Source organism: Methylobacterium sp. NPDC080182 (genome assembly GCF_050281105.1).
Classification (GTDB): Bacteria; Pseudomonadota; Alphaproteobacteria; order Rhizobiales; family Beijerinckiaceae; genus Methylobacterium.
The window spans coordinates 69,063-88,277 of sequence record NZ_JBNNWO010000014.1; the positions used below are offsets into that span (position 1 = coordinate 69,063).

At 71.6% G+C, this 19,215-nt stretch carries 17 protein-coding genes and 1 pseudogene; 8 read left to right on the forward strand and 10 right to left on the reverse strand.

The features are described from left to right. Positions 1-31 precede the first annotated feature (31 nt). Complete coding sequence (locus ACQKQD_RS23375) at positions 32-1,018, reverse strand: hypothetical protein (protein WP_427509688.1); 987 nt, start codon at positions 1,016-1,018, stop codon at positions 32-34. Positions 1,019-1,410: 392 nt separating this feature from the next. Here ACQKQD_RS23375 and dnaK point away from each other — a divergent pair, with 392 nt between their 5' ends. From dnaK to ACQKQD_RS23395, 4 genes are all read left to right on the forward strand, one after another. Continuing rightward, positions 1,411-3,327, forward strand: a complete 1,917-nt coding sequence (gene dnaK / locus ACQKQD_RS23380; RefSeq protein WP_029359089.1) for a molecular chaperone DnaK — start codon at positions 1,411-1,413, stop codon at positions 3,325-3,327. Positions 3,328-3,578: 251 nt separating this feature from the next. Then, positions 3,579-4,727 (forward strand): molecular chaperone DnaJ, encoded by a 1,149-nt coding sequence (gene dnaJ, locus ACQKQD_RS23385; RefSeq protein ID WP_020093829.1) that lies wholly within the window; start codon positions 3,579-3,581, stop codon positions 4,725-4,727. Positions 4,728-4,866: 139 nt separating this feature from the next. Beyond that, positions 4,867-5,505 (forward strand): class I SAM-dependent methyltransferase, encoded by a 639-nt coding sequence (locus ACQKQD_RS23390; RefSeq protein ID WP_020093830.1) that lies wholly within the window; start codon positions 4,867-4,869, stop codon positions 5,503-5,505. A gap of 109 nt (positions 5,506-5,614) precedes the next feature. Continuing rightward, positions 5,615-5,932, forward strand: coding sequence for a hypothetical protein (locus ACQKQD_RS23395; protein WP_100252772.1), 318 nt, complete (start codon positions 5,615-5,617; stop codon positions 5,930-5,932). A 54-nt stretch (positions 5,933-5,986) separates the two neighbouring features. On the opposite strand, the gene deoA is transcribed toward ACQKQD_RS23395, so the two are convergent. From deoA to ACQKQD_RS23440, 9 genes are all read right to left on the reverse strand, one after another. Then, positions 5,987-7,285 carry a thymidine phosphorylase gene (gene deoA / locus ACQKQD_RS23400; RefSeq protein ID WP_427509689.1) on the reverse strand — a complete coding sequence of 433 codons (1,299 nt, stop codon included), beginning with the start codon at positions 7,283-7,285 and terminating at the stop codon, positions 5,987-5,989. Between the two features lie 2 nt (positions 7,286-7,287). Further along, positions 7,288-8,019, reverse strand: coding sequence for a deoxyribose-phosphate aldolase (gene deoC / locus ACQKQD_RS23405; protein ID WP_091979966.1), 732 nt, complete (start codon positions 8,017-8,019; stop codon positions 7,288-7,290). Further along, positions 8,012-8,836 (reverse strand): purine-nucleoside phosphorylase, encoded by an 825-nt coding sequence (locus ACQKQD_RS23410; RefSeq protein WP_427509690.1) that lies wholly within the window; start codon positions 8,834-8,836, stop codon positions 8,012-8,014. Before ACQKQD_RS23410 ends, deoC begins: the two co-directional genes overlap by 8 nt. After that, entirely contained in the window at positions 8,829-9,269 is a 441-nt protein-coding gene (locus ACQKQD_RS23415) for a cytidine deaminase (RefSeq protein ID WP_427509691.1), read from the reverse strand. Before ACQKQD_RS23415 ends, ACQKQD_RS23410 begins: the two co-directional genes overlap by 8 nt. A gap of 63 nt (positions 9,270-9,332) precedes the next feature. Then, positions 9,333-10,100, reverse strand: a complete 768-nt coding sequence (locus ACQKQD_RS23420; RefSeq protein ID WP_026605029.1) for an anti-sigma factor — start codon at positions 10,098-10,100, stop codon at positions 9,333-9,335. Between the two features lie 101 nt (positions 10,101-10,201). Beyond that, complete coding sequence (locus ACQKQD_RS23425; RefSeq protein ID WP_091979961.1) at positions 10,202-10,837, reverse strand: sigma-70 family RNA polymerase sigma factor; 636 nt, start codon at positions 10,835-10,837, stop codon at positions 10,202-10,204. Between the two features lie 56 nt (positions 10,838-10,893). Beyond that, positions 10,894-11,460, reverse strand: a complete 567-nt coding sequence (locus tag ACQKQD_RS23430) for a glutathione peroxidase (RefSeq protein ID WP_056523650.1) — start codon at positions 11,458-11,460, stop codon at positions 10,894-10,896. Positions 11,461-11,608: 148 nt separating this feature from the next. Continuing rightward, complete coding sequence (locus ACQKQD_RS23435; protein ID WP_427509692.1) at positions 11,609-13,288, reverse strand: methyl-accepting chemotaxis protein; 1,680 nt, start codon at positions 13,286-13,288, stop codon at positions 11,609-11,611. 258 nt (positions 13,289-13,546) lie between these two features. Further along, on the reverse strand, positions 13,547-14,674 hold the full coding sequence (locus ACQKQD_RS23440) for a patatin-like phospholipase family protein (protein WP_427509693.1): 1,128 nt from the start codon (positions 14,672-14,674) through the stop codon (positions 13,547-13,549). A gap of 384 nt (positions 14,675-15,058) precedes the next feature. On the opposite strand from ACQKQD_RS23440, the gene ispG reads away from it, so the two are divergent. The 4 genes and pseudogenes from ispG to ACQKQD_RS23460 form a co-directional block, all read left to right on the forward strand. Continuing rightward, positions 15,059-16,384 (forward strand): flavodoxin-dependent (E)-4-hydroxy-3-methylbut-2-enyl-diphosphate synthase, encoded by a 1,326-nt coding sequence (gene ispG / locus ACQKQD_RS23445; protein WP_026605032.1) that lies wholly within the window; start codon positions 15,059-15,061, stop codon positions 16,382-16,384. A gap of 312 nt (positions 16,385-16,696) precedes the next feature. Further along, the gene (locus tag ACQKQD_RS23450) at positions 16,697-18,715 is read left to right on the forward strand and encodes a potassium transporter Kup (RefSeq protein WP_056523636.1); all 2,019 of its coding nucleotides are present in this window, start codon (positions 16,697-16,699) and stop codon (positions 18,713-18,715) included. Between the two features lie 37 nt (positions 18,716-18,752). After that, complete coding sequence (locus tag ACQKQD_RS23455; protein ID WP_419149872.1) at positions 18,753-18,959, forward strand: DUF6968 family protein; 207 nt, start codon at positions 18,753-18,755, stop codon at positions 18,957-18,959. After that, positions 18,862-19,065: pseudogene (locus tag ACQKQD_RS23460) on the forward strand (DUF6968 family protein); the annotation flags it as partial. The gene ACQKQD_RS23455 and the pseudogene ACQKQD_RS23460, both read left to right, overlap by 98 nt. Between the last annotated feature and the right edge of the window lie 150 nt (positions 19,066-19,215).

Genomic DNA, 19,215 nt, shown 5'->3' on the forward strand with positions numbered 1-19,215 from the left:
GACGGTTGCGCCGGGCCGTTACGGGGCGGTCTTACTCCGGAACGGCGTCGCCGCCGCCGACCGCGTCCGGGTTCATGCCCTCGACCGCCGGCTTGGGCCGGGGCCGCCGGGGGGCCACGGCGGCGGTGGGCGTCGCCGTGTTGGCGCCGAGCCGGGTCGCCAGGGCCAGGGCGCGGTTCTCGGTCACCCGGAGATGGCAGAACCCGTGCGTGCCCTCGCGCGCGTAGGTGCGGCAGAGCTGCTCCCGGTCCGAGGAGAACGCCGCCTGCTCGCTGACGATCGGCCGCACGTCCTCGCGCCGGGCCCGCTGGGTCATCAGCTTGTAATTGTCCCGTACGGCTTTGTCGGCGACGCCCCGGGCCGTGTCGAACTCGCCGGCCCGCGGGATCAGGGTGGCGGCGCCCGGCCCCCAGAGGCCGACCGGCGTGGTCGCGCAATCCGCCGCCGAGAAGGTGCAGACCGGGCCCGAACCCAGGCTCGAGACCAGGACGCCGCCGTCGGTCACGTCGAAGCGCAGCGGGCACTCAGCCCCGGCGGCCTCGAAGCGGGGCACGCCCTCGGGCTTGCCCTCGGCGGTGAGCGGCACCGGATTGCCGCCCGCGAGCGGGACGGTGCACGAATCCGCCGGCTGCGAGATCTTGGTCCCGGGCAGCTTGATCCGCGCCGTGACGGCCGTGCCGGAGCGCTCCAGCTTCAGGGACCCGGACAGGCCGTTGAGCTGCAGCTCCTGGCCGATCACGCCGTCCTCGGAGGGCGTCTTTAGCACGACCGGGCGGGCCGGGGCGGGGGCGGGCCGGGGCGCCTCGGGAGCCGCCGCGGGCGGGCCCGGCTCGCCCGGGGCCCCCGGGACGGGCGCCGGCTCCGGCAGGCCGCGCGGCGGCACCGGCGGCCGTTCCGGCTTGATGCCGAACAGGCGCTCGAAGAAGTTCTGGGCCCGCGCGGGGGGCGCGGCGAGCATCCCGGGCGCCGCGACGGCGACCGCCAGGATCGGGAGCAGGAAGCTGCGGGTCGGGCGCATCGGACTCTACGACGGGGACACGAAGTGGCGGGGCCACGCGCAACCCCTTGTCGAAACGTTAACACGCCGTCGATGGCGCCGACGTGGCAGCGGAGCAACAAAATGCAGCCACGCCACCGGGCCGGCGCCGGCCGTGCGGCGAGATCCTGCCGGAATGCCAAGGGGATGGCGCGGATCCGCGGGGCCGATCCCGCCGCGCAGGCTTCGCCTTGCGGGCCCGGAACGGGCTTCTTATATCGCCCTCGACGCGGGATTGCGCGCTGGGTTTCAGCCGTTCACGGCCCTTGATCCGGCCCGGGTCCCATACTCACATCACCCCCGACACCGCCATGGGCCGAGCTGCTTCGGGGCTCGGCGGTCTGCTTGAACGCGACACAAAGAGGGATCCCACCATGGGTAAAGTTATCGGCATCGACCTCGGCACCACCAATTCCTGCGTGGCCGTGATGGAAGGCACGCAGCCCAAGGTCATCGAGAATTCGGAAGGCGCGCGCACCACGCCGTCCATCGTCGCCTTCACGGACGACGGCGAGCGGCTCGTCGGCCAGCCGGCCAAGCGCCAGGCGGTCACGAACCCCGAGCGCACGTTCTTCGCCATCAAGCGGCTCATCGGCCGGACCTACGACGACCCGATGACCCAGAAGGACAAGGGCCTCGTGCCCTACAAGATCGCCCGCGGCGACAACGGCGACGCCTGGGTCGAGGCGGACGGCAAGAAGTACTCGCCCTCGCAGATCTCCGCCTTCACCCTGCAGAAGATGAAGGAGACTGCCGAGTCGCATCTCGGCCAGCCGGTCACGCAGGCGGTCATCACGGTCCCGGCCTACTTCAACGACGCCCAGCGTCAGGCTACCAAGGACGCCGGCAAGATCGCGGGCCTCGAGGTGTTGCGCATCATCAACGAGCCGACCGCGGCGGCGCTCGCCTACGGCCTCGACAAGAAGAAGTCCGGCACGATCGCGGTCTACGACCTCGGCGGCGGCACCTTCGACGTCTCCATCCTGGAGATCGGCGACGGCGTCTTCGAGGTGAAGTCGACGAACGGCGACACCTTCCTGGGCGGCGAAGACTTCGACAACCGGATCGTCGAGTACCTGACGGCCGAGTTCAAGAAGGAACAGGGCATCGACCTGACCAAGGACAAGCTCGCCCTCCAGCGCCTCAAGGAGGCCGCCGAGAAGGCGAAGATCGAGCTGTCCTCGGCCACCCAGACCGAGATCAACCTGCCCTACATCACCGCCGACAACACCGGCCCGAAGCACCTCGCGCTGAAGCTCAGCCGCGCGAAGTTCGAGTCGCTCGTCGACGATCTGGTGCAGCGCACGATCGAGCCTTGCCGCAAGGCGCTCAAGGATGCCGGCGTGTCGGCCTCCGAGATCGACGAGGTGGTGCTGGTCGGCGGCATGATCCGCATGCCGAAGATCCAGGAGGTGGTGAAGTCCTTCTTCGGCAAGGAGCCCCACAAGGGCGTCAACCCGGACGAGGTCGTGGCCATCGGCGCCGCCGTGCAGGCCGGCGTGCTCCAGGGCGACGTCAAGGACGTGCTGCTGCTGGACGTGACCCCGCTGTCGCTGGGCATCGAGACGCTGGGCGGCGTGTTCACCCGGCTCATCGACCGCAACACCACGATCCCGACCAAGAAGTCCCAGACCTTCTCGACCGCCGAGGACAACCAGAACGCGGTCACGATCCGGGTCTTCCAGGGCGAGCGCGAGATGGCGGCCGACAACAAGCTGCTCGGCCAGTTCGACCTCGTCGGCATCCCGCCGGCGCCCCGCGGCATGCCGCAGATCGAGGTGACCTTCGACATCGACGCCAACGGCATCGTCAACGTGACGGCCAAGGACAAGGCGACCAACAAGGAGCACCAGATCCGCATCCAGGCCTCGGGTGGCTTGTCGGACGCCGACATCGACCGGATGGTGAAGGACGCCGAGGCGAACGCCGAGGCCGACAAGAAGCGGCGCGAGCTCGTCGAGGTGAAGAACCAGGGCGAGAGTCTGATCCACGCCACCGAGAAGTCGGTGACCGAGTACGGCGACAAGGTCCCGGCCGCCGACAAGGGCGCGATCGAGACCGCGATGACCGCGCTCAAGACCGCGCTGGAGGGCGACGACGTCGAGACCATCAAGGCCCGGACCACGGACCTGATGCAGGCCTCGATGAAGCTCGGCGAGGCCATGTACGCCGCCAACCAGGCGGCCGGCCCGGATGCGGGTGCCGAGGCGGCGGCCTCCGAGAAGAAGGACGACGTCATCGACGCCGACTTCCAGGAGGTCGACGAGAAGGACCAGAAGAAGCGCGCCTGAGGCGCGGATCTGATACGACCGCGCGGGGCCGGAGCGATCCGGCCCCGCCTTTGCGTGAGAAGCGTATTCAGAAGCTCCGTCATGCCGGGCCTGCGGGGCCCGGAACCGGGAGCCGCCGGCCGATCGCGGATCCGCGTCGTCGGCGCCTCCGGTTTCCGGGCTCGTCGCGGCCTCCCGGAACGGCGGCGCGGTGGTAGAGAAGCGTCGCGGCCCGGGGTACGGGACGGGACGGGAAGGCACCTGAGGGCGGGATGTCGAAGCGGGACTACTACGAGATCCTGGGGGTCACCAAGACCGCCACGGAAGGCGAGATGAAGGTCGCCTTCCGCAAGCTCGCGATGACCTATCATCCCGACCGGAATCCCGGCGACAAGGACGCCGAGATCAAGTTCAAGGAAATCAACGAGGCCTATCAGTGCCTCTCCGACGGCCAGAAGCGCGCCGCCTACGACCGGTTCGGCCATGCGGCCTTCAGCCAGGGCGGGGCCGGCGGTCCCGGATTCGGCAACGAGTTCGGCGACTTCATGTCGGACATCTTCGACAATTTCTTCGGCGACGGCCGCGGGGCCGCCGGCGGTGGCCGCGGACGCGGCGGCACGCCGGGCCGCGAGCGCGGGGCCGACCTGCGCTACAACCTCGAGATCACCCTGGAGGAGGCCTTCACCGGCAAGGCCGAGACCATCAAGATCCCGACCTCGATCACCTGCGAGGTCTGCGACGGGTCCGGCGCGAAGCCCGGCTCGAAGCCGCGGACCTGCCCGACCTGCGCGGGCTACGGACGGGTCCGGGCGGCGCAGGGCTTCTTCGCCATCGAGCGGACCTGCCCCAACTGCCACGGCCGCGGCGAGATCGTCGACGACCCCTGCACCGCCTGCCAGGGCGCCGGGCGCGTCAACCGCGAGCGCACCCTCTCGATCAACGTGCCGGCGGGCGTCGATGACGGGCTGCGGATCCGGCTCGCCGGCGAGGGCGAGAGCGGGCTGCGCGGCGGGCCGGCGGGCGACCTCTACGTCTTCCTGTCGATCAAGCAGCACGAGTTCTTCCAGCGCGACGGCGCTGACCTGTTCTGCCGGGTGCCGATCTCGATGGTCACGGCCGCGCTCTCGGGCGAGATCACCGTGCCGGTGATCGACGGCTCGCAGACGCAGGTGCGCATCCCGGCGGGGACGCAGACCGCCAAGCAGTTCCGCATCAAGGGCAAGGGCATGCCGGTGCTGCGCTCGCGGGAGGTCGGCGACCTCTACATCCAGGTCTTCGTCGAGACCCCGCAGAACCTGACCAAGCGCCAGCGCGAGCTGCTCCAGGAGTTCGACCAGTCGGCCTCCCCGGAGAACCATCCCGAGTCCGCGGGCTTCTTCTCGAAGGTGCGGGACTTCTTCGGGGGCGCGGTCCGGCCGTGAGGCCGGATCCGAATCCCGGGAAGATCCGTTATGCAAGCGGCCGGCGTGGCTTGCATCCCCTAGGCGCGGCGCCGGCTTGACTGTAAGACAGCGCCGTCCCTAGCCATTCATTCTCATCCGGCATCAAGGAATCCAGGACTTGCCGCCGCTCCGCCGTCCCAACGCGAAGGCTCCTGCGGGCAGGAGCGCGATTTTCGGGCCGCGGCGCGACCCCCTCGAGGACGAGGCCCGGTTCCTGCGGTCCTGGCTGGAGCGCCCCCTGGTCACGGGGGCCGTGACGCCCTCGGGCAAGATGCTCGCCCGGACCATGGCGGCCTACGTCGACCCGCGCCTCGAAGGGCCCGTGGTCGAGCTGGGCCCCGGCACCGGTCCTGTGACCGAGGCGCTGATCCGGCGCGGCGTCGCGCCGGAGCGGCTGATCCTCGTGGAGTTCAACCCCGATTTCTGCCGCCTCCTGACCCATCGCTTCCCGGGCGTTCGGGTCATCCAGGGCGACGCCTACAACATGCGCGCGAGCCTCCAGGACGTGCTGACGGAGCCCGCCGCCGCGACGATCTCGAGCCTGCCGCTGTTCACCAAGCCGCTGGAGCAGCGGCTCGACCTGCTCAACACCGCCCACGACCTGATGCGGCCGGGCGCGCCGTTCGTGCAGTTCACCTACGCGGTCGTTCCGCCGATCCCGGCCCGCTGCGAGGCCGGCAGCTACACCGCCGATCGCTCCAACCGGGTCTGGCTGAACCTGCCGCCGGCGCGGGTCTGGGTCTACCGCCGACCCTGACCTGAACACGGCCTGAGCGAACAGGTCACGTTTGCGTCAACTGGAAAGGCGCACACCTGGGACACGGCCGGACGCCACAGGGCGACCGGCGTGGATCAGGAGAACGCCGATGTTCACCAAGACCGCTCGGACCCGTTTGGCCGCCGCCCTGGCCTTCGGCGGACTCGCCTTCGCGGCGCCGGCCATGGCCGCGCCCCTCGGCCGCGATGCCGGCCTGCAGGCGGAAGCCGGCGACATCCAGACCGTCCAGTACGGCTACGGCTACGGGCACCGCCACGGCGGCTGGGGTCACCGCGGCTACGGCCCGCGCCATCACCACCACGGTTGGGGCCGGGGCCACCATCACGGCTGGGGGCACCGCGGCTTCGGCCCGCGTCACCATCACCACGGCGGCTGGGGCCATCGCCACGGCTACGGCCGCTGGTAAGGGCTCCGAGCCCGCCGCGCCCGGCCACGGATCCGTGATGGCCGGGCGCGCCCGCTAGCCGGCGCCCACCCGCTCGAGGACGGGTGGGCGCTCCGGCGGCGCGTCGCCCATCCGGTAGGCCGCCCGCAGCGCGGCCTCCGCCCGCTCCGCGGCGGCCTCGTCGGCCGCGTGGACGATCCCGAGCAGGCCACCGGACGATCCGGGACCGGCGAGATCCGTGAAGCCGACGCGCGGGTCGACCGGATCCTCCGGCCGGGTGCGGCCGCCGCCGAGCCCGATCACCGCCAGGCCCAGCGCCCGCGTCGCGATCCCCGCGACGGTCCCGTCCTGACGGACCGCCCGGCGCACCGGCGCGGCCGGCAGGTGCGCGGCCGGCCGCTCCAGGAGATCGCCCGGCCCGCCGAGCGCCGCGACCATGCGGGCGAAGCCCTCGGCCGCCCGGCCCGAGGCGAGGGCCTGCTCCAGCCGCTCCGCGGCGCTGTCGCGGTCCGGCGCCAGGCCGCCCACGACCAGCATCTCGGCGCCCAGCGCCACCGTGACCGCGTGGAAGCGCGGCTCGCGGCGCGCGCCCGTCAGGTAGTCGAGCGCGTAGGCGACCTCGACGGCGTTGCCGGCCGCGCTGGCGAGCGGCGCGTCCATGTCGGTGATCAGCGCGGCGGTGTGCAGGCCGGCCCCCTCCGCAACCGTGACGACGCTCTGGGCCAGCGCCCGCGCCTCGGGCACGCCCGCCATGAAGGCGCCGGAGCCCTGCTTCACGTCCATCACGAGCCCGTCGAGCCCGGCGGCGAGCTTCTTCGACAGGATCGAGGCGGTGATCAGGTCGCGGGACTCGACCGTGCCGGTGACGTCGCGGATCGCGTAGAGGCGCCGGTCCGCGGGCGCGAGTTCGGCGGTCTGGCCGATGATGGCGCAGCCGACCTCCGCGACGACCCGGCGGAACGCGTCGAGCCCGGGCGTGGCGTCGTAGCCCGGGATGCTACCGAGCTTGTCCAGCGTCCCGCCGGTATGGCCGAGGCCGCGTCCCGAGATCATCGGAACGTAGCCGCCGCAGGCCGCGACCATCGGGGCGAGCGGCAGGCTCACCGCGTCGCCGATGCCGCCGGTGGAGTGCTTGTCGAGGACGGGCCCGGGCAGGTCCCAGGCGAGGATCCGGCCCGATTCCGCCATCGCGCGGGTGAGCGCCACCCGCTCCGGCAGCGACAGGCCGCGGAAGAACACCGCCATGGCGAAGGCCGCCGCCTGCCCCTCCCCGACCGTGCCGTCGGTGAGGCCGCGGATGAAGGCCTCGATCTCGTCGGGATCGAGGGGCTGGCCGTCGCGCTTGGCCCGGATCGTCTCCTGAGGCAGCCGCACGCTCACAGCGTCCGCGCCCGCATCAGGGTCTCGAACAGGCTGCTCGCCCCGAGCCGGAAGGTTCTCGGGCTCACCCAGCCGGGACCCATCAGCCGGTCGGCGAGGTCGAGGTAGGTGGCAGCGTCGGCGACGCTGCGCAGGCCGCCGGAGACCTTCAGGCCCGCGGGGCGGCCGCCGGCGCGGATCTCGGCCAGCATCGCCTCGGCGGCTTCCGGGGTCGCCGAGACCGGGCTCTTGCCCGTGGAGGTCTTCAGGAAGTCGGCGCCCGCCTCCAGGGCGATCCGGCTGGCCTCCCGGATCCGCTCCGGCTCGGCGAGCGCACCCGTCTCCAGGATCACCTTCAGGGTCGCGGATCCGCAGGTGTCGCGCACGGCCTCGACCATGTCGCGGGCCACCGCCGCCTCGCCCCGCAGCAGCGCGCCGTAGGGCAGGACGAGGTCGATCTCGTCGGCGCCGTCGCGCAGGGCCTCGGCGGTGTCGTCGGTGGCGCGGGCGCAGTCCTCGCCGCCCGCGGGGAAGTTGATGACCGTGGCGATCCGGATCCCGGTGCCCGCGAGCGCCCGCGCGCCCTGCGCGACGAAGCGCGGCCAGACGCAGATCGCCGCGACGCCGCCGCGCTTCGCGTCCCGGCAGAGGACGTCGATCCGGGTCTCGGTGCAGGTCTCGCCGAGGTCGGTGAGGTCGAGGAGCGGCAGGGCCCGGCGTGCGACCGCGCCGGCTTCGGGGTCAGTCATCGGCTGTCTCTCCGTCGGGCAGGCCGGCCACGAACGCCCGGACCAGGCGGCCGAGATCCTCCGCGGCCCGGGCCGCCACCGCCTTCGTCTCCGCGTGGTGCGGCGCGCCGCCGGCGATGCCGGCCGCGAGGTTCGTCACGACCGAGACCGCCGCCACCGGCAGGTCGAGGAACCGGGCGAGGATCACCTCGGGCACGGTGGACATGCCCACGAGGTCGGCGCCCAGGATGCCGGCCATCCGCACCTCCGCGGGCGTCTCGAAGCTCGGGCCCGAGAACCACGCGTAGACCCCCTCCCCCAGGGGCACGCCGCAGGTCTCGGCCGCCGCGCGGAGCCGCGCCCGCAGATGCGGGTCGTAGGCCTCGGTCATCGGCACGAACCGGGCGTCGCTGGCCTCGCCGATCAGCGGGTTCAGGCCGGAGAGGTTGATGTGGTCGGCGAGCAGCACGAGGCTGCCGGGCCCGGTCCCGGGCCGCAGCGATCCGGAGGCGTTGGTGAGGAGGAGGCGCCGGGCGCCGAGGTGCCGGGCGCAGGCGAGCGGCACCCGCATCGCCGCCGGATCGCCGCGCTCGTAGGCGTGGGCCCGCCCCTCGAAGATCAGGACCGGCCGCCCGGCGAGGCGGCCGCGATGCAGCCGGCCGCCGTGGCCGCTGACGCCGGGCCCCGGAAATCCGGGGATCGCCGCGTAGTCGACGGCGCTCGCGTCCGTGAGGGCCGCCGCGATCCCGCCGAGGCCGGTGCCGGTCACCACCGCGCAGGCGTAGGGACCCGCGAAGCCGGCGGTGCGCAGCGCGTCGCGGGCGGCCGCCTCACTCACCGAGCGTCTCCGGGCCGAAGGATTCCGGCAGCAGCTCCGCCAGCGTGAAGGTGCGGGCGACCCCACCCGGACCGGCGGCGTGGATCGGGGTGTCCGGCCCGGCGAACTCGCGGATGCGCTGGCGGCAGGCGCCGCAGGGCGTCACCAGCCCGGCGCCGTCGCCGCAGACCAGGATCGCCGCGATGCGCCGGCCGCCGGCCGCCACCATGGCGGCGATCGCCCCGGCCTCCGCGCAGGTCCCGACCGGGTAGGCGGCGTTCTCGACGTTGCAGCCCGCGTGGATCGCGCCGCGCTCGTCGCGCAGCGCGGCTCCGACGGGGAAGCGGGAATAGGGGGCGTGCGCGTGCGCGCGCACCGCGCGCGCCGCATCGAACAGGGCTGCGAGCCCGTCATCGTCCCGTGCCGGGTCCCGTGCTGGATCCGTGGCCTGCATGGCCGATCTTTGGCACCCGCCGGGGCGCCCTGTCGAGGCCCCGGGCGGGAGGCCGGCGCGCGCTCAGCGGGTCGCCGGACCGGCGCCGAGGAGGCTCGCCGCCTGCCGCAGGTCCGCGTCGCTGCGCGGACCGCTCAGGGCGTAGGCGGTGTCGCCCGCGTTCCACGAGACGACGTCGCCGTCGTCCGAGCCGGTGATGAGCGTCGTCGGTCCGCCGCGGATGCCGCGGGTGGCGAACAGCGACGCCTCGCCGAAGCGCTCGGTCTCGAGGGCGACCTCGATCCCGGTGCCGTGTCGGGCGGGGAAGACCTGGATATCGCGCACCCGCCAGCCGTCGGGCAGGGCCGGCAGGTCGATGCCGGTCGCCGAGCGGAGGCGCGCCCGGTCGTAGACCGGATCGTCGGCCTGGCCACCGATGCTCTTGCGCAGCTGCGCCACGACCCGGGCCTGCCGCGCGTCTGCGATCAGGGCCGGATCCGGGGTCGCCGCCAGGGTGTCGGGAACGCCGAAGCGGCCGATCTCGTCGTGGGCCAGCCAGCCCGCGCCCACGAGCACCGCGATCGCGGCGGCCCGCTTCAGGCGCGAGGCGACGCGGCGCCAGCGCAGGTTCCGGTCGAAGCGGCGCGCCAGGACCATGTTCCGGTCCGGCCCGGGCCCCGGAACGCGCTCGAAGCAGGCCCTAAGAGCGTCGCGATCGTGCATCTCGGCCATCACCCGGGCCGCGGCCTCGGGATTGGCCGCGAGGTGCGCCTCGACGTCGAGACGGCGCATCGGGTCGATCTGGCCGTCGACGAAGGCGATGAGATCGTCGTCTGTGATCGGATCGATCATCGTGAAGTCCTCGAATCCAGCGTGCCCGGAGGCGATCCGCCGGTCGCAATCGTCAGTCGGCACCGGCGCCCGCGGGTGCCGGTCCTTCATCAGCTCCGCGCTCAGCTCTCTCCGACGGCGCGTCGCAGAGGCCAAGCGGACCTTTCCCGCGGCTCGTCGGACACGACGAGCCGGAGGGTGGAGGGCGGTCCGCGCCGCGTCTCGGGTGTCTTGGCGGGCTCCGCCTCGTCGGAGCCGCGGTCGGTCCGCGTCCCCTCCTCGAAGGCCCGCAGGGCCGCCCGGCCGCGGCCGAGACGGGACATCAGCGTGCCGATTGGGATGCCGAGCACGGCCGCCGCGTCGGCGTAGGCCATGCCTTCCAGGGTGACGAGGTGGAGCGCGGCGCGCTGCTCCTCCGGAAGCTTGAGGAAGGCCTGCCGGATCTGGGCGAGGCGCACCTGACCCTCCTGGGCCGGCGGCGCCATGTCCTCGGTCATCCGGACCAGCGTGTCGGCGTGCCGCGCCTCCACCTGCCGGCGGCGCTGCTCGTCGATGAAGGCGTTGTGCAGCACCGTCATCATCCAGGTGCGCAGATTGGTGTTCGGCCGGAGCGAACCCTGCATCTCCAGGGCCCGCACCAGCGTGTCGTGCACGAGGTCGTCGGCCCGCAGCGTGTCGCGGGTGAGCGACCGCGCGTAGCGCCGCAGGGGCACCAGCAGGTCGAGGAGGTCCGCGCGCTTGTTCTTGTCCGATGCCATGATGTGTGAACGCGGGGGCCGCACGTTTAATCCCGCCTGCCGGCCCGGCGTCGCGGTCAGGCCTGGTCGAGGGTGGCGGCGATCCCCGAGATCACCCGCGGATCGGTCGGCTCGACCTGCGTGGCGAAGGCCGCCGCGAGGCTGCCGTCGCGGGCGATCAGGTACTTGTGGAAGTTCCAGCGCGGCGTCTCGGCGGGACGCTCGGCCGCCGCCCAGCGGTAGAACGGGTGGGCGCCCGGCATCTTCACCCGGGTCTTGGCCGTGAGCGGGAAGGTGACGCCGTGATTCCTTCGCGCCGCCTCCGCGATGGCCGGGCCGTCCAGGGGTTCCTGGTTGCCGAAATCCGGCGACGGGACGCCCAGCACGATGAGCCCGCGATCGCCGAACCGCGTCCAGAGCGTCTGCAGCCCGGTGAGCTGCCCGGCATAGCCGCACGCTGTCGCGGTGTTGACCACGAGAATCGGCTTCCCCGCGTAGGCGGAGAGCGGCATCGGCGCGGCCTCCGGGGTCTCGAAGGCGAAATCCGTGGCCCGCGCGGTGCCGGCGGGCTGCTCCGCGGCGCGGGCGCCGCCGGCGAGACCGGCACCGATCAGGATCAGGGCCTCGCGGCGCAGCAGCGTCATGGCGGTGACCTCTTCGCGACCTCGTCGCGCCACTGAGCGCGCAATTTTCCGCGCGGCAACGCGCCCGACCCGCCACGGTTTCATGCGCCGCGACGGTCGTTTCGACGCAGGCTCGACCGCCGGCGGATCGGAAGGCCGGCGGGCGGCCTCAACCGGTCCGGACCGTGTCGAGGAAGCGGCCCACTTCCGCGTCGAGCTGTTGAGCCTGCCCCAGCAGCCCGGACGCCGCCTCGAGCACCTGTGCGGCGGCGCTCCCGGCCTCCTCCGCCGAACGGGCCACGGCCGTGATGTTGTTGGTGACGGCTCCGGTCCCGAGTGCCGCCTGCCCGACGTTCCGGACGATCTCCTGAGTCGCCGAACCCTGCTCCTCGACCGCCGCGGCAATCCCGCTCGACACTGCACTGATCTCGTTGATGCGGCTGACGACCCGCGTGATCGCGTCGGAGGCGTCCCCGGTCCAGGACTGGATCTCGCCGACCTGTCGGGCGACCTCGTCGGTGGCTCTCGCCGTCTGCTCGGCCAGTTCCTTGACCTCGCTCGCGACCACCGCGAAGCCGCGACCCGCCGCGCCGGCGCGGGCCGCCTCGATCGTGGCGTTGAGGGCCAGCAGGTTGGTCTGGCCGGCGATGCCCGAGATGAGGCCGACCACGTCGCCGATCCGCGTCGCGCTCTCCCGCAGGCTGCGCATCAGGTCCGCGGATCGTCCGGCCTCAGCGACGGCCGTGTCGGCGAAGTCGGCCGCCGTCTGCACCTGACGGCCGATCTCGTGAATGGTCGTGCCGAGTTCCTCGGCGGCGGCGGCCACCGTGCTGACATTCGTGGCCGCCTGCTCGGCCGCCGCCGCGACCGTCGTCGACTGGTCGGCCGTCTCGGCCGCGGCGAAGCTCATGCGCGCGGCCGTGGATTCGAGTTCGCTCGCCGCCGACGAGACGGCCCGCACCACGCCGCCGACCGCCGCCTGGAAGCCGTCGGCCATCTCGACCATCGCGGCCTTGCGTTGCGCATCGAGGGCGGCACGGGCCTGCGCAGCCTCGGCTTCGAGGGTCGCGGCTCGGACGAGGCCGTCGCGGAAGACTCGGACCGCATCGGCCATGGCACCGATCTCGTCACCGCGGCCGACTCCGGGCACTTCGGTCCGGAGATCGTTCGCCGCCATCCGGGTCATCGCGGCCGTGATAGCGCGGACCGGCTTGGCGATGCCGATCTGCAGGAGCGCCAGACCGATCAGCCCGATGCCGGCCATCAGGCCGAGGCCGATCAGGCTCGCTGAACGCGTCGCCGCGATGGCCGTCGCCGCGGCCTGAGCCCGGCCGTTCATCAGCGCGCGCTCCGTGTCGGCGATCTCGGCCGTCTTGGCGCGGATCTCGTCCATGATCGCCTTGCCGACGCCCGAGATCATGATCCGGCGCGCCTCTTCCCGCGTCGCGGCATCGCGCATCAGGGCGATCTCGCGATCCGCGAACGCGCTGCCCCAGCGATCAGCCAGCGACTTCAGGTCCGTCAAGCGTGCCTGCTGCGCGGGGTTGTCCGCCACCAGCCGCCGCATCTCCGACCAGGCCGCCGCGAAGGCCTCACGTCCGGCCGTCTCGGGCTCGAGGAAGCGCGGCTCCGCGGCGATCAGGTAGCCGCGCAGGCCGGTCTCCCGATTCACCATCGCGAGGCTCATCCGCTCGACCTGTTCCAGCACCGCCTGCGTATGCTCGATCCGGTCCTGAGCTTCCCGGATGTCACCGATGTTCCGCAAGGTTATGCCGGCCACGACCAATGTAACGATGAGCATCGCGCCCATGACAAGAGCGATCTTGATGCTGATCCTGTAGTCAGACATACGAAATGACATGTCTCGGGCTCTCCCCGCGGTGAGTGAGTCGCCGCCTCATCAACCGCGCTCTGCCCGTAGACGCTTCATCGTCGCTTATGAAGAAAAATTTTTATTAACTCGAAGTCAGACCAAAATACATATACGCAAACTCCCTTCCTTCCACCGAACATCAGGCCGATAATCTGCCAGATCCGACAATCTTTGACAGATCTCGACAGAAAATTGTCTTGATATCAATTATTCGTACACGGCCCGAAGGGCCCATCACTGATACGTCTGCTGAAGGTCGACCGTGCAATCCCGGCCGATCCGCTCGTAGTTCTCGGCGAGCCAGGCCTGCGCGGCGGCGCGGCCCTTGTCGCGCAGGCGCTTGAACACGGTCCAGCGCGCGTCGAGCTTGGAGGCGGCGTTATAGTCTTCGAGGGCGTCGGTGCCGTCGATCCGGTGCACGAGGACCCGGCGGTACTGGCCCTGGCCGAGGGTGCCCTCCTCGATCAGCCCGTCCAGGAAGTCGATCGCCCGCAATTCGCGCATCAGATTCGCGTTGAACGTGATCTCGTTGAGCCGGTCGCGGATCTCGGCCTCCGTGCGCGGGGTCTCGCGCCGCTCCACGGGGTTGATCTGCACGAGCAGGATGTCGCGGGTCTGGGCGCCGCGGTGCAGGGGGTAGAGCGGCGGGTTGCCGAGGTAGCCGCCGTCCCAGTAGGGCACGCCGTCGATCTCCACCGCCTGGAAGACCGTGGGCAGGCAGGCCGAGGCCATCAGGTGGTCGACGGTCAGGCGCTCGCGCTCGAACACCGCCAGCTTGCCGGTCCAGACGTTGGTCGCCGAGACGAACAGGCCCGCCGTGTCGGCCTCGCGGAGGCGGTCGAAATCGACCTGCTCGGCGAGCGCCTTGCGCAGCGGATTGATGTTGAGCGGGTTCGACACGTAGGGGCTCGGCGCCAGCATCTTGGCCCAGAACTCGGCCACCGGGTTGCCTTTCCACAGGCTGAACAGGCCGCTCACGAGGTTGCGCTGGGCCGGCCCCAGGTCGCCGTCGAGGCTGACCTCGCGCCAGAACCGCTCCAGACCCTCGCGGGCCCCGTCCGGGCCGCCCTTCAGCCAGCCATCCACCAGGACGACGGCGTTCATCGCCCCGGCGCTCGCCCCCGTCACCGCCTCGAAGCCGAGGCGGCCGTCCTCGATGAGCGCGTCGAGCACGCCCCAGGTGAAGGCGCCGTGCGCGCCGCCGCCCTGGAGGGCGAGCGCCACCGGCTTCTCGAACTTGGGCCCGGCGAGCGCGGGGCCCGGCGCCTGCGCCGGCTGCGCCTCGATCGCGTCGGTGACGGGCGATTTGGGAACGGCGGTGGCGGGGTTGTGCGGCTCGGCGCCACCGAATTGCTCGCTCATGTCGGCCTCCTGATCCACCACACAGATGGGATGCTGCGATGCAGCATCAACCGTGCGGCGGGATCGCGGCGGGGTGCCCGCCCCGCGCCGGCACCTGTCCGGGCCTGAGCGAATCGGCAACAGAGTCCGACGAAAACCGGCCGGCGACGGCGGCGGGTGCCTCCGGGACGTGCAGGAAACTCGACATCCGCGCCAGGATACGACATGACAGCCGCGATGCTGTCCTGCGCGATGCTGTCCCGCGCGGCGCCGGGTTGACGCGGCGCCGGGTCGTCCGCAGCTAACCCGCGGCAGCCCCGAAGTTCCGGCGAGGCGTGTCCCCGGGACCGGCCCGGCAGCCGTCACGGCTCCGGCACCCGCGAGGCGCGCCCGCGAAAGTCCACGATGGAAGTCATGGAAGCCACCCGTTCCGAGAACCCCGCCGACAACCCGCTGGCCGGCGGCGGACCGGAGATCGCCGGCCCCGCCCCGCGCCACCGCACCGTCGGCGTCACGGTCGGCGAGGGCGAGGGCGCGGTCACCGTCGGCGGCGGCGCCCCGATCGTCGTCCAGTCGATGACCAACACCGACACGGCCGACATCGACGCCACCGTGGCGCAGGTCGCCCAGCTCGCCCGGGTCGGCTCGGAGCTCGTGCGCATCACGGTCGACCGCGACGAGGCGGCGGCCGCGGTGCCGAAGATCCGCGAGCGCCTCGACCGGATCGGCGTCCACGTGCCGCTGGTGGGCGACTTCCACTACATCGGCCACAAGCTGCTCGCCGACCACCCGGCCTGCGCGGAGGCGCTGGCCAAGTACCGGATCAACCCCGGCAACGTCGGCTTCAAGGACAAGAAGGACACGCAGTTCTCGGCGATCATCGAGCAGGCGATCAAGCACAACAAGACCGTGCGGATCGGCGCCAACTGGGGCTCGCTGGACGGCGAGCTGCTCACTCACCTGATGGACGAGAACGCCAAGGCGCCGCGGCCGATCGACGCCCGGGCGGTGATGCGCGAGGCGATGGTCCGCTCGGCGATCAGCTCGGCCGACCGCGCCGTGGAGCTCGGCCTGCCGCAGAACAAGATCATCCTCTCGGCCAAGGTCTCGGCGGTGCAGGACCTGATCGCCGTCTACCGCGAGGTGGCGCGCCGCTCGGACTACGCCATCCATCTCGGCCTCACCGAGGCCGGCATGGGATCGAAGGGTCTCGTGGCCGCCTCGGCCGCCATCGGCGTGCTGCTCCAGGAGGGGATCGGCGACACGATCCGGTACTCGCTGACCCCCGAGCCCGGCGGCGACCGGACCGTCGAGGTCAAGGCCAGCCAGGAACTCCTGCAGACCATGGGGTTCCGCACCTTCGTGCCGATGGTGGCGGCCTGCCCGGGTTGCGGCCGCACGACCTCGACCACGTTCCAGGAACTCGCCCGCGATATCCAGAACTGGATCGTCACCTCCATGCCGGAGTGGAAGAAGACCTATCCGGGCGTCGAGGGGCTGAACGTGGCCGTGATGGGCTGCATCGTGAACGGCCCGGGCGAATCGAAGCACGCCGATATCGGCATCTCGCTGCCCGGCACCGGCGAGACCCCGACCGCGCCGGTCTTCATCGACGGCAAGAAGGCGATGACGCTCCGCGGCCCGACGCTGGCCAAGGACTTCGAGACGATCGTGATCGACTACATCGAGCGCCGATTCGGCCAGGGCGGGAACCGCACCGCCGCCGAGTGACGGGCGGGCCGACGCGCAGGTCCCGCGAGACGGAGACCGCCTCGCCTCCCGCCGTCGCTCCGGGGCGCCGCGCGTCCGGTTAACGTTGGCGGCGTGGCCCGCCGAGCCGAGACCCAGCTCCGCGTTCTTCGCGGGTGCACACGGTTTCCGGGCGCACGAGGGCATGATAGCAAGGCCGCACGATCCCGCGAGCGGTCGGCCCGGTGGCCGGCCCGCACGGTTCGGCGGAGTCTTCGCGTTTTCTGCCCGGCCCCGACTGGCCCCTGAGCCGAACCGCGAAGCGCCGGCCACGCCCGAGCTTCCGACATCCGCATGAGCCAAACCTTCGCACCCGGCGTAGCCCCCCAGCCCGCGCCCGCAGCCCCCGACGCCGCGCGCGCGGCCGCCCAGGCCGCCGACGAGACCGGCGCCCCGGCGCCGACGCACGGGCCGGCCACCGCCGGCAGCCTCGACGCCCCCGAGAAGGCCGAGACCCAGCACGGCCATGCCGGGTTCTGGACGCTGCTGGTCGGCTCCGTCGGCGTCGTCTACGGCGATATCGGCACCAGCCCGCTCTACGCGTTCCGCGAGGCCCTGGTCCCGGCCCGGACCGACGGCATCCTGCTGCCCGAGGAGGTGATCGGCACCGTGTCGCTGATCCTCTGGGCCCTCTTCATGATCGTGACGGTCAAGTACGTCGCGATCCTGCTGCGCATGGACAACAACGGCGAGGGCGGCATCCTCTCGCTGATGGCGCTGGCGCGGAAGGCGCTCGGCGGCTCGCGCATCGTGTTCATGCTGGGGCTCCTCGGCGCCTCGCTGTTCTACGGCGACGCGGTGATCACGCCGGCGATCTCGGTCCTCTCGGCGGTGGAGGGCCTGAAGCTCGTCACGCCCGCCCTCGACGAGTACGTCCTGCCCATCACCGTGGTGATCATCGTCGCGCTGTTCCTCGTGCAGAACCGCGGGACCGGGAAGGTGGCGGCCTTCTTCGGGCCGGTGACCGTCGTGTGGTTCCTCGCCATGGCGCTCGCGGCGCTGCCGCACATCACCCTGCACCCGGAGGTGTTCCGCGCTCTCAATCCCTGGCACGCCGTGCACTACCTGCTCGGCCACGGCAGCGGCGCGCTGATCGCCCTGGGGGCGGTGTTCCTGGCGGTGACCGGGGCCGAGGCCCTGTTCGCCGATCTCGGCCATTTCGGCCGCAAGCCGATCCAGGTGGCCTGGATCTGCCTCGTCTTCCCGGCGCTCGCCCTCAACTATCTCGGGCAGGCGGCCCTGGTGCTGGAGAAGCCAGACACGGCCGATCCGTTCTTCCAGCTCGTGCCCGCCTGGGGACTGCTGCCGATGGTGGTGCTCGCCACGATCGCCACCGTGGTGGCGAGCCAGGCGGTGATCACCGGCGCCTTCTCGCTGTCCCGGCAGGCGATCCAGCTCGGCCTGCTGCCGCGGCTGGAGATCCGCCACACCTCCGAGTCGCATGCCGGCCAGATCTACCTGCCGCAGATCAACGCCCTCCTGATGTTCGGCGTGGTGCTGCTCGCCGTGCTGTTCAAGACCTCGTCGTCGCTCGCCTCGGCCTACGGCATCGCGGTGACCGGCACGATGCTGCTCACCGCCTCGCTGACCTTCCTGGTGATGTGGCGCATGTGGAAGTGGTCGCCCGTGGCGGCTGCGGCCGTGATGCTGCCCTTCATCGTCCTCGAGTTCCTGTTCCTGCTCTCCAACCTGATCAAGGTCGTGGAGGGCGGCTACGTACCCCTGCTGCTCGCGGGCGGCCTCATCATCCTGATGTGGACCTGGGTGCGCGGGGTGACGATCCTGTTCAACAAGACCCGCAAGACCGACGTGCCGCTGGTCGAGCTGGTCGGCATGCTGGAGAAGAGCCCGCCCCACCACGTGCGCGGCACTGCGGTGTTCCTGACGAGCGATCCCGAGATCGCCCCGGCGGCGCTCCTGCACAACCTCAAGCACAACAAGGTGCTACACGAGAAGAACGTGATCCTCACCGTCGAGACGGTGGACACGCCGCGCTCGAACGAGGCCGACAAGGTGCGGATCGAGCCGGTGGGCCCGCATTTCTACAAGGTCGTGATGAAGTTCGGCTACATGGAGACGCCGAACATCCCGAAGACGCTGGTGCTGCTGCGCCGCCAGGGCTTCAAGTTCGACATCATGGCGACGTCGTTCTTCCTGTCGCGCCGCTCGATCCGGCCGGCGGCGCATTCGGGCATGCCGCTCTGGCAGGACCGGATCTTCATCACCCTCGCCAAGAACGCCAACGACGCGACGGACTTCTTCCAGATCCCGACCGGGCGCGTGGTGGAGGTCGGGACGCAGGTGACGGTCTGAGGGCCGCGCCGCCATGGTCATCGGCGCGCGCGTCCTGATGATCCGGGCTCCGGACGGCGATGTCCCTGTCCCGGTCCGGCTCCGCGCGCCGGAATACGCGGACGGGAACTGGATCTGTCGCTACACGATCGGTTGGCCCGAGCAGCCGCGAGACAAGTTTCGGAGCCGGCGCGGACGCGCTGCAGGCGCTCCATCTGGCGATGCAGAAGATCGGTCTCGATCTGTACGTCAGCGCGGCCAATAAGGCCGGCGTCCTGATATGGGAGAAGCCCGGTGACGGGTACGGCTTCCCTATCCCGAAGAACGGCCGCGATCTTCTGGTCGGCGCCGACACGACTTTCGAGGGCTGAGCTGCCGGCCCGACGGAGCTCGACAGCGGGCGCCTGTCATCGCGCGCAGCGAAGCGTCCCAACCCGAGGTGCAGCGCTGGGGCGCCAAGCGGAGCGATGTGCGTCGCTCCGCCCGCGGCCACGGCGCGCGGCGAACCGGACCGCCTGACC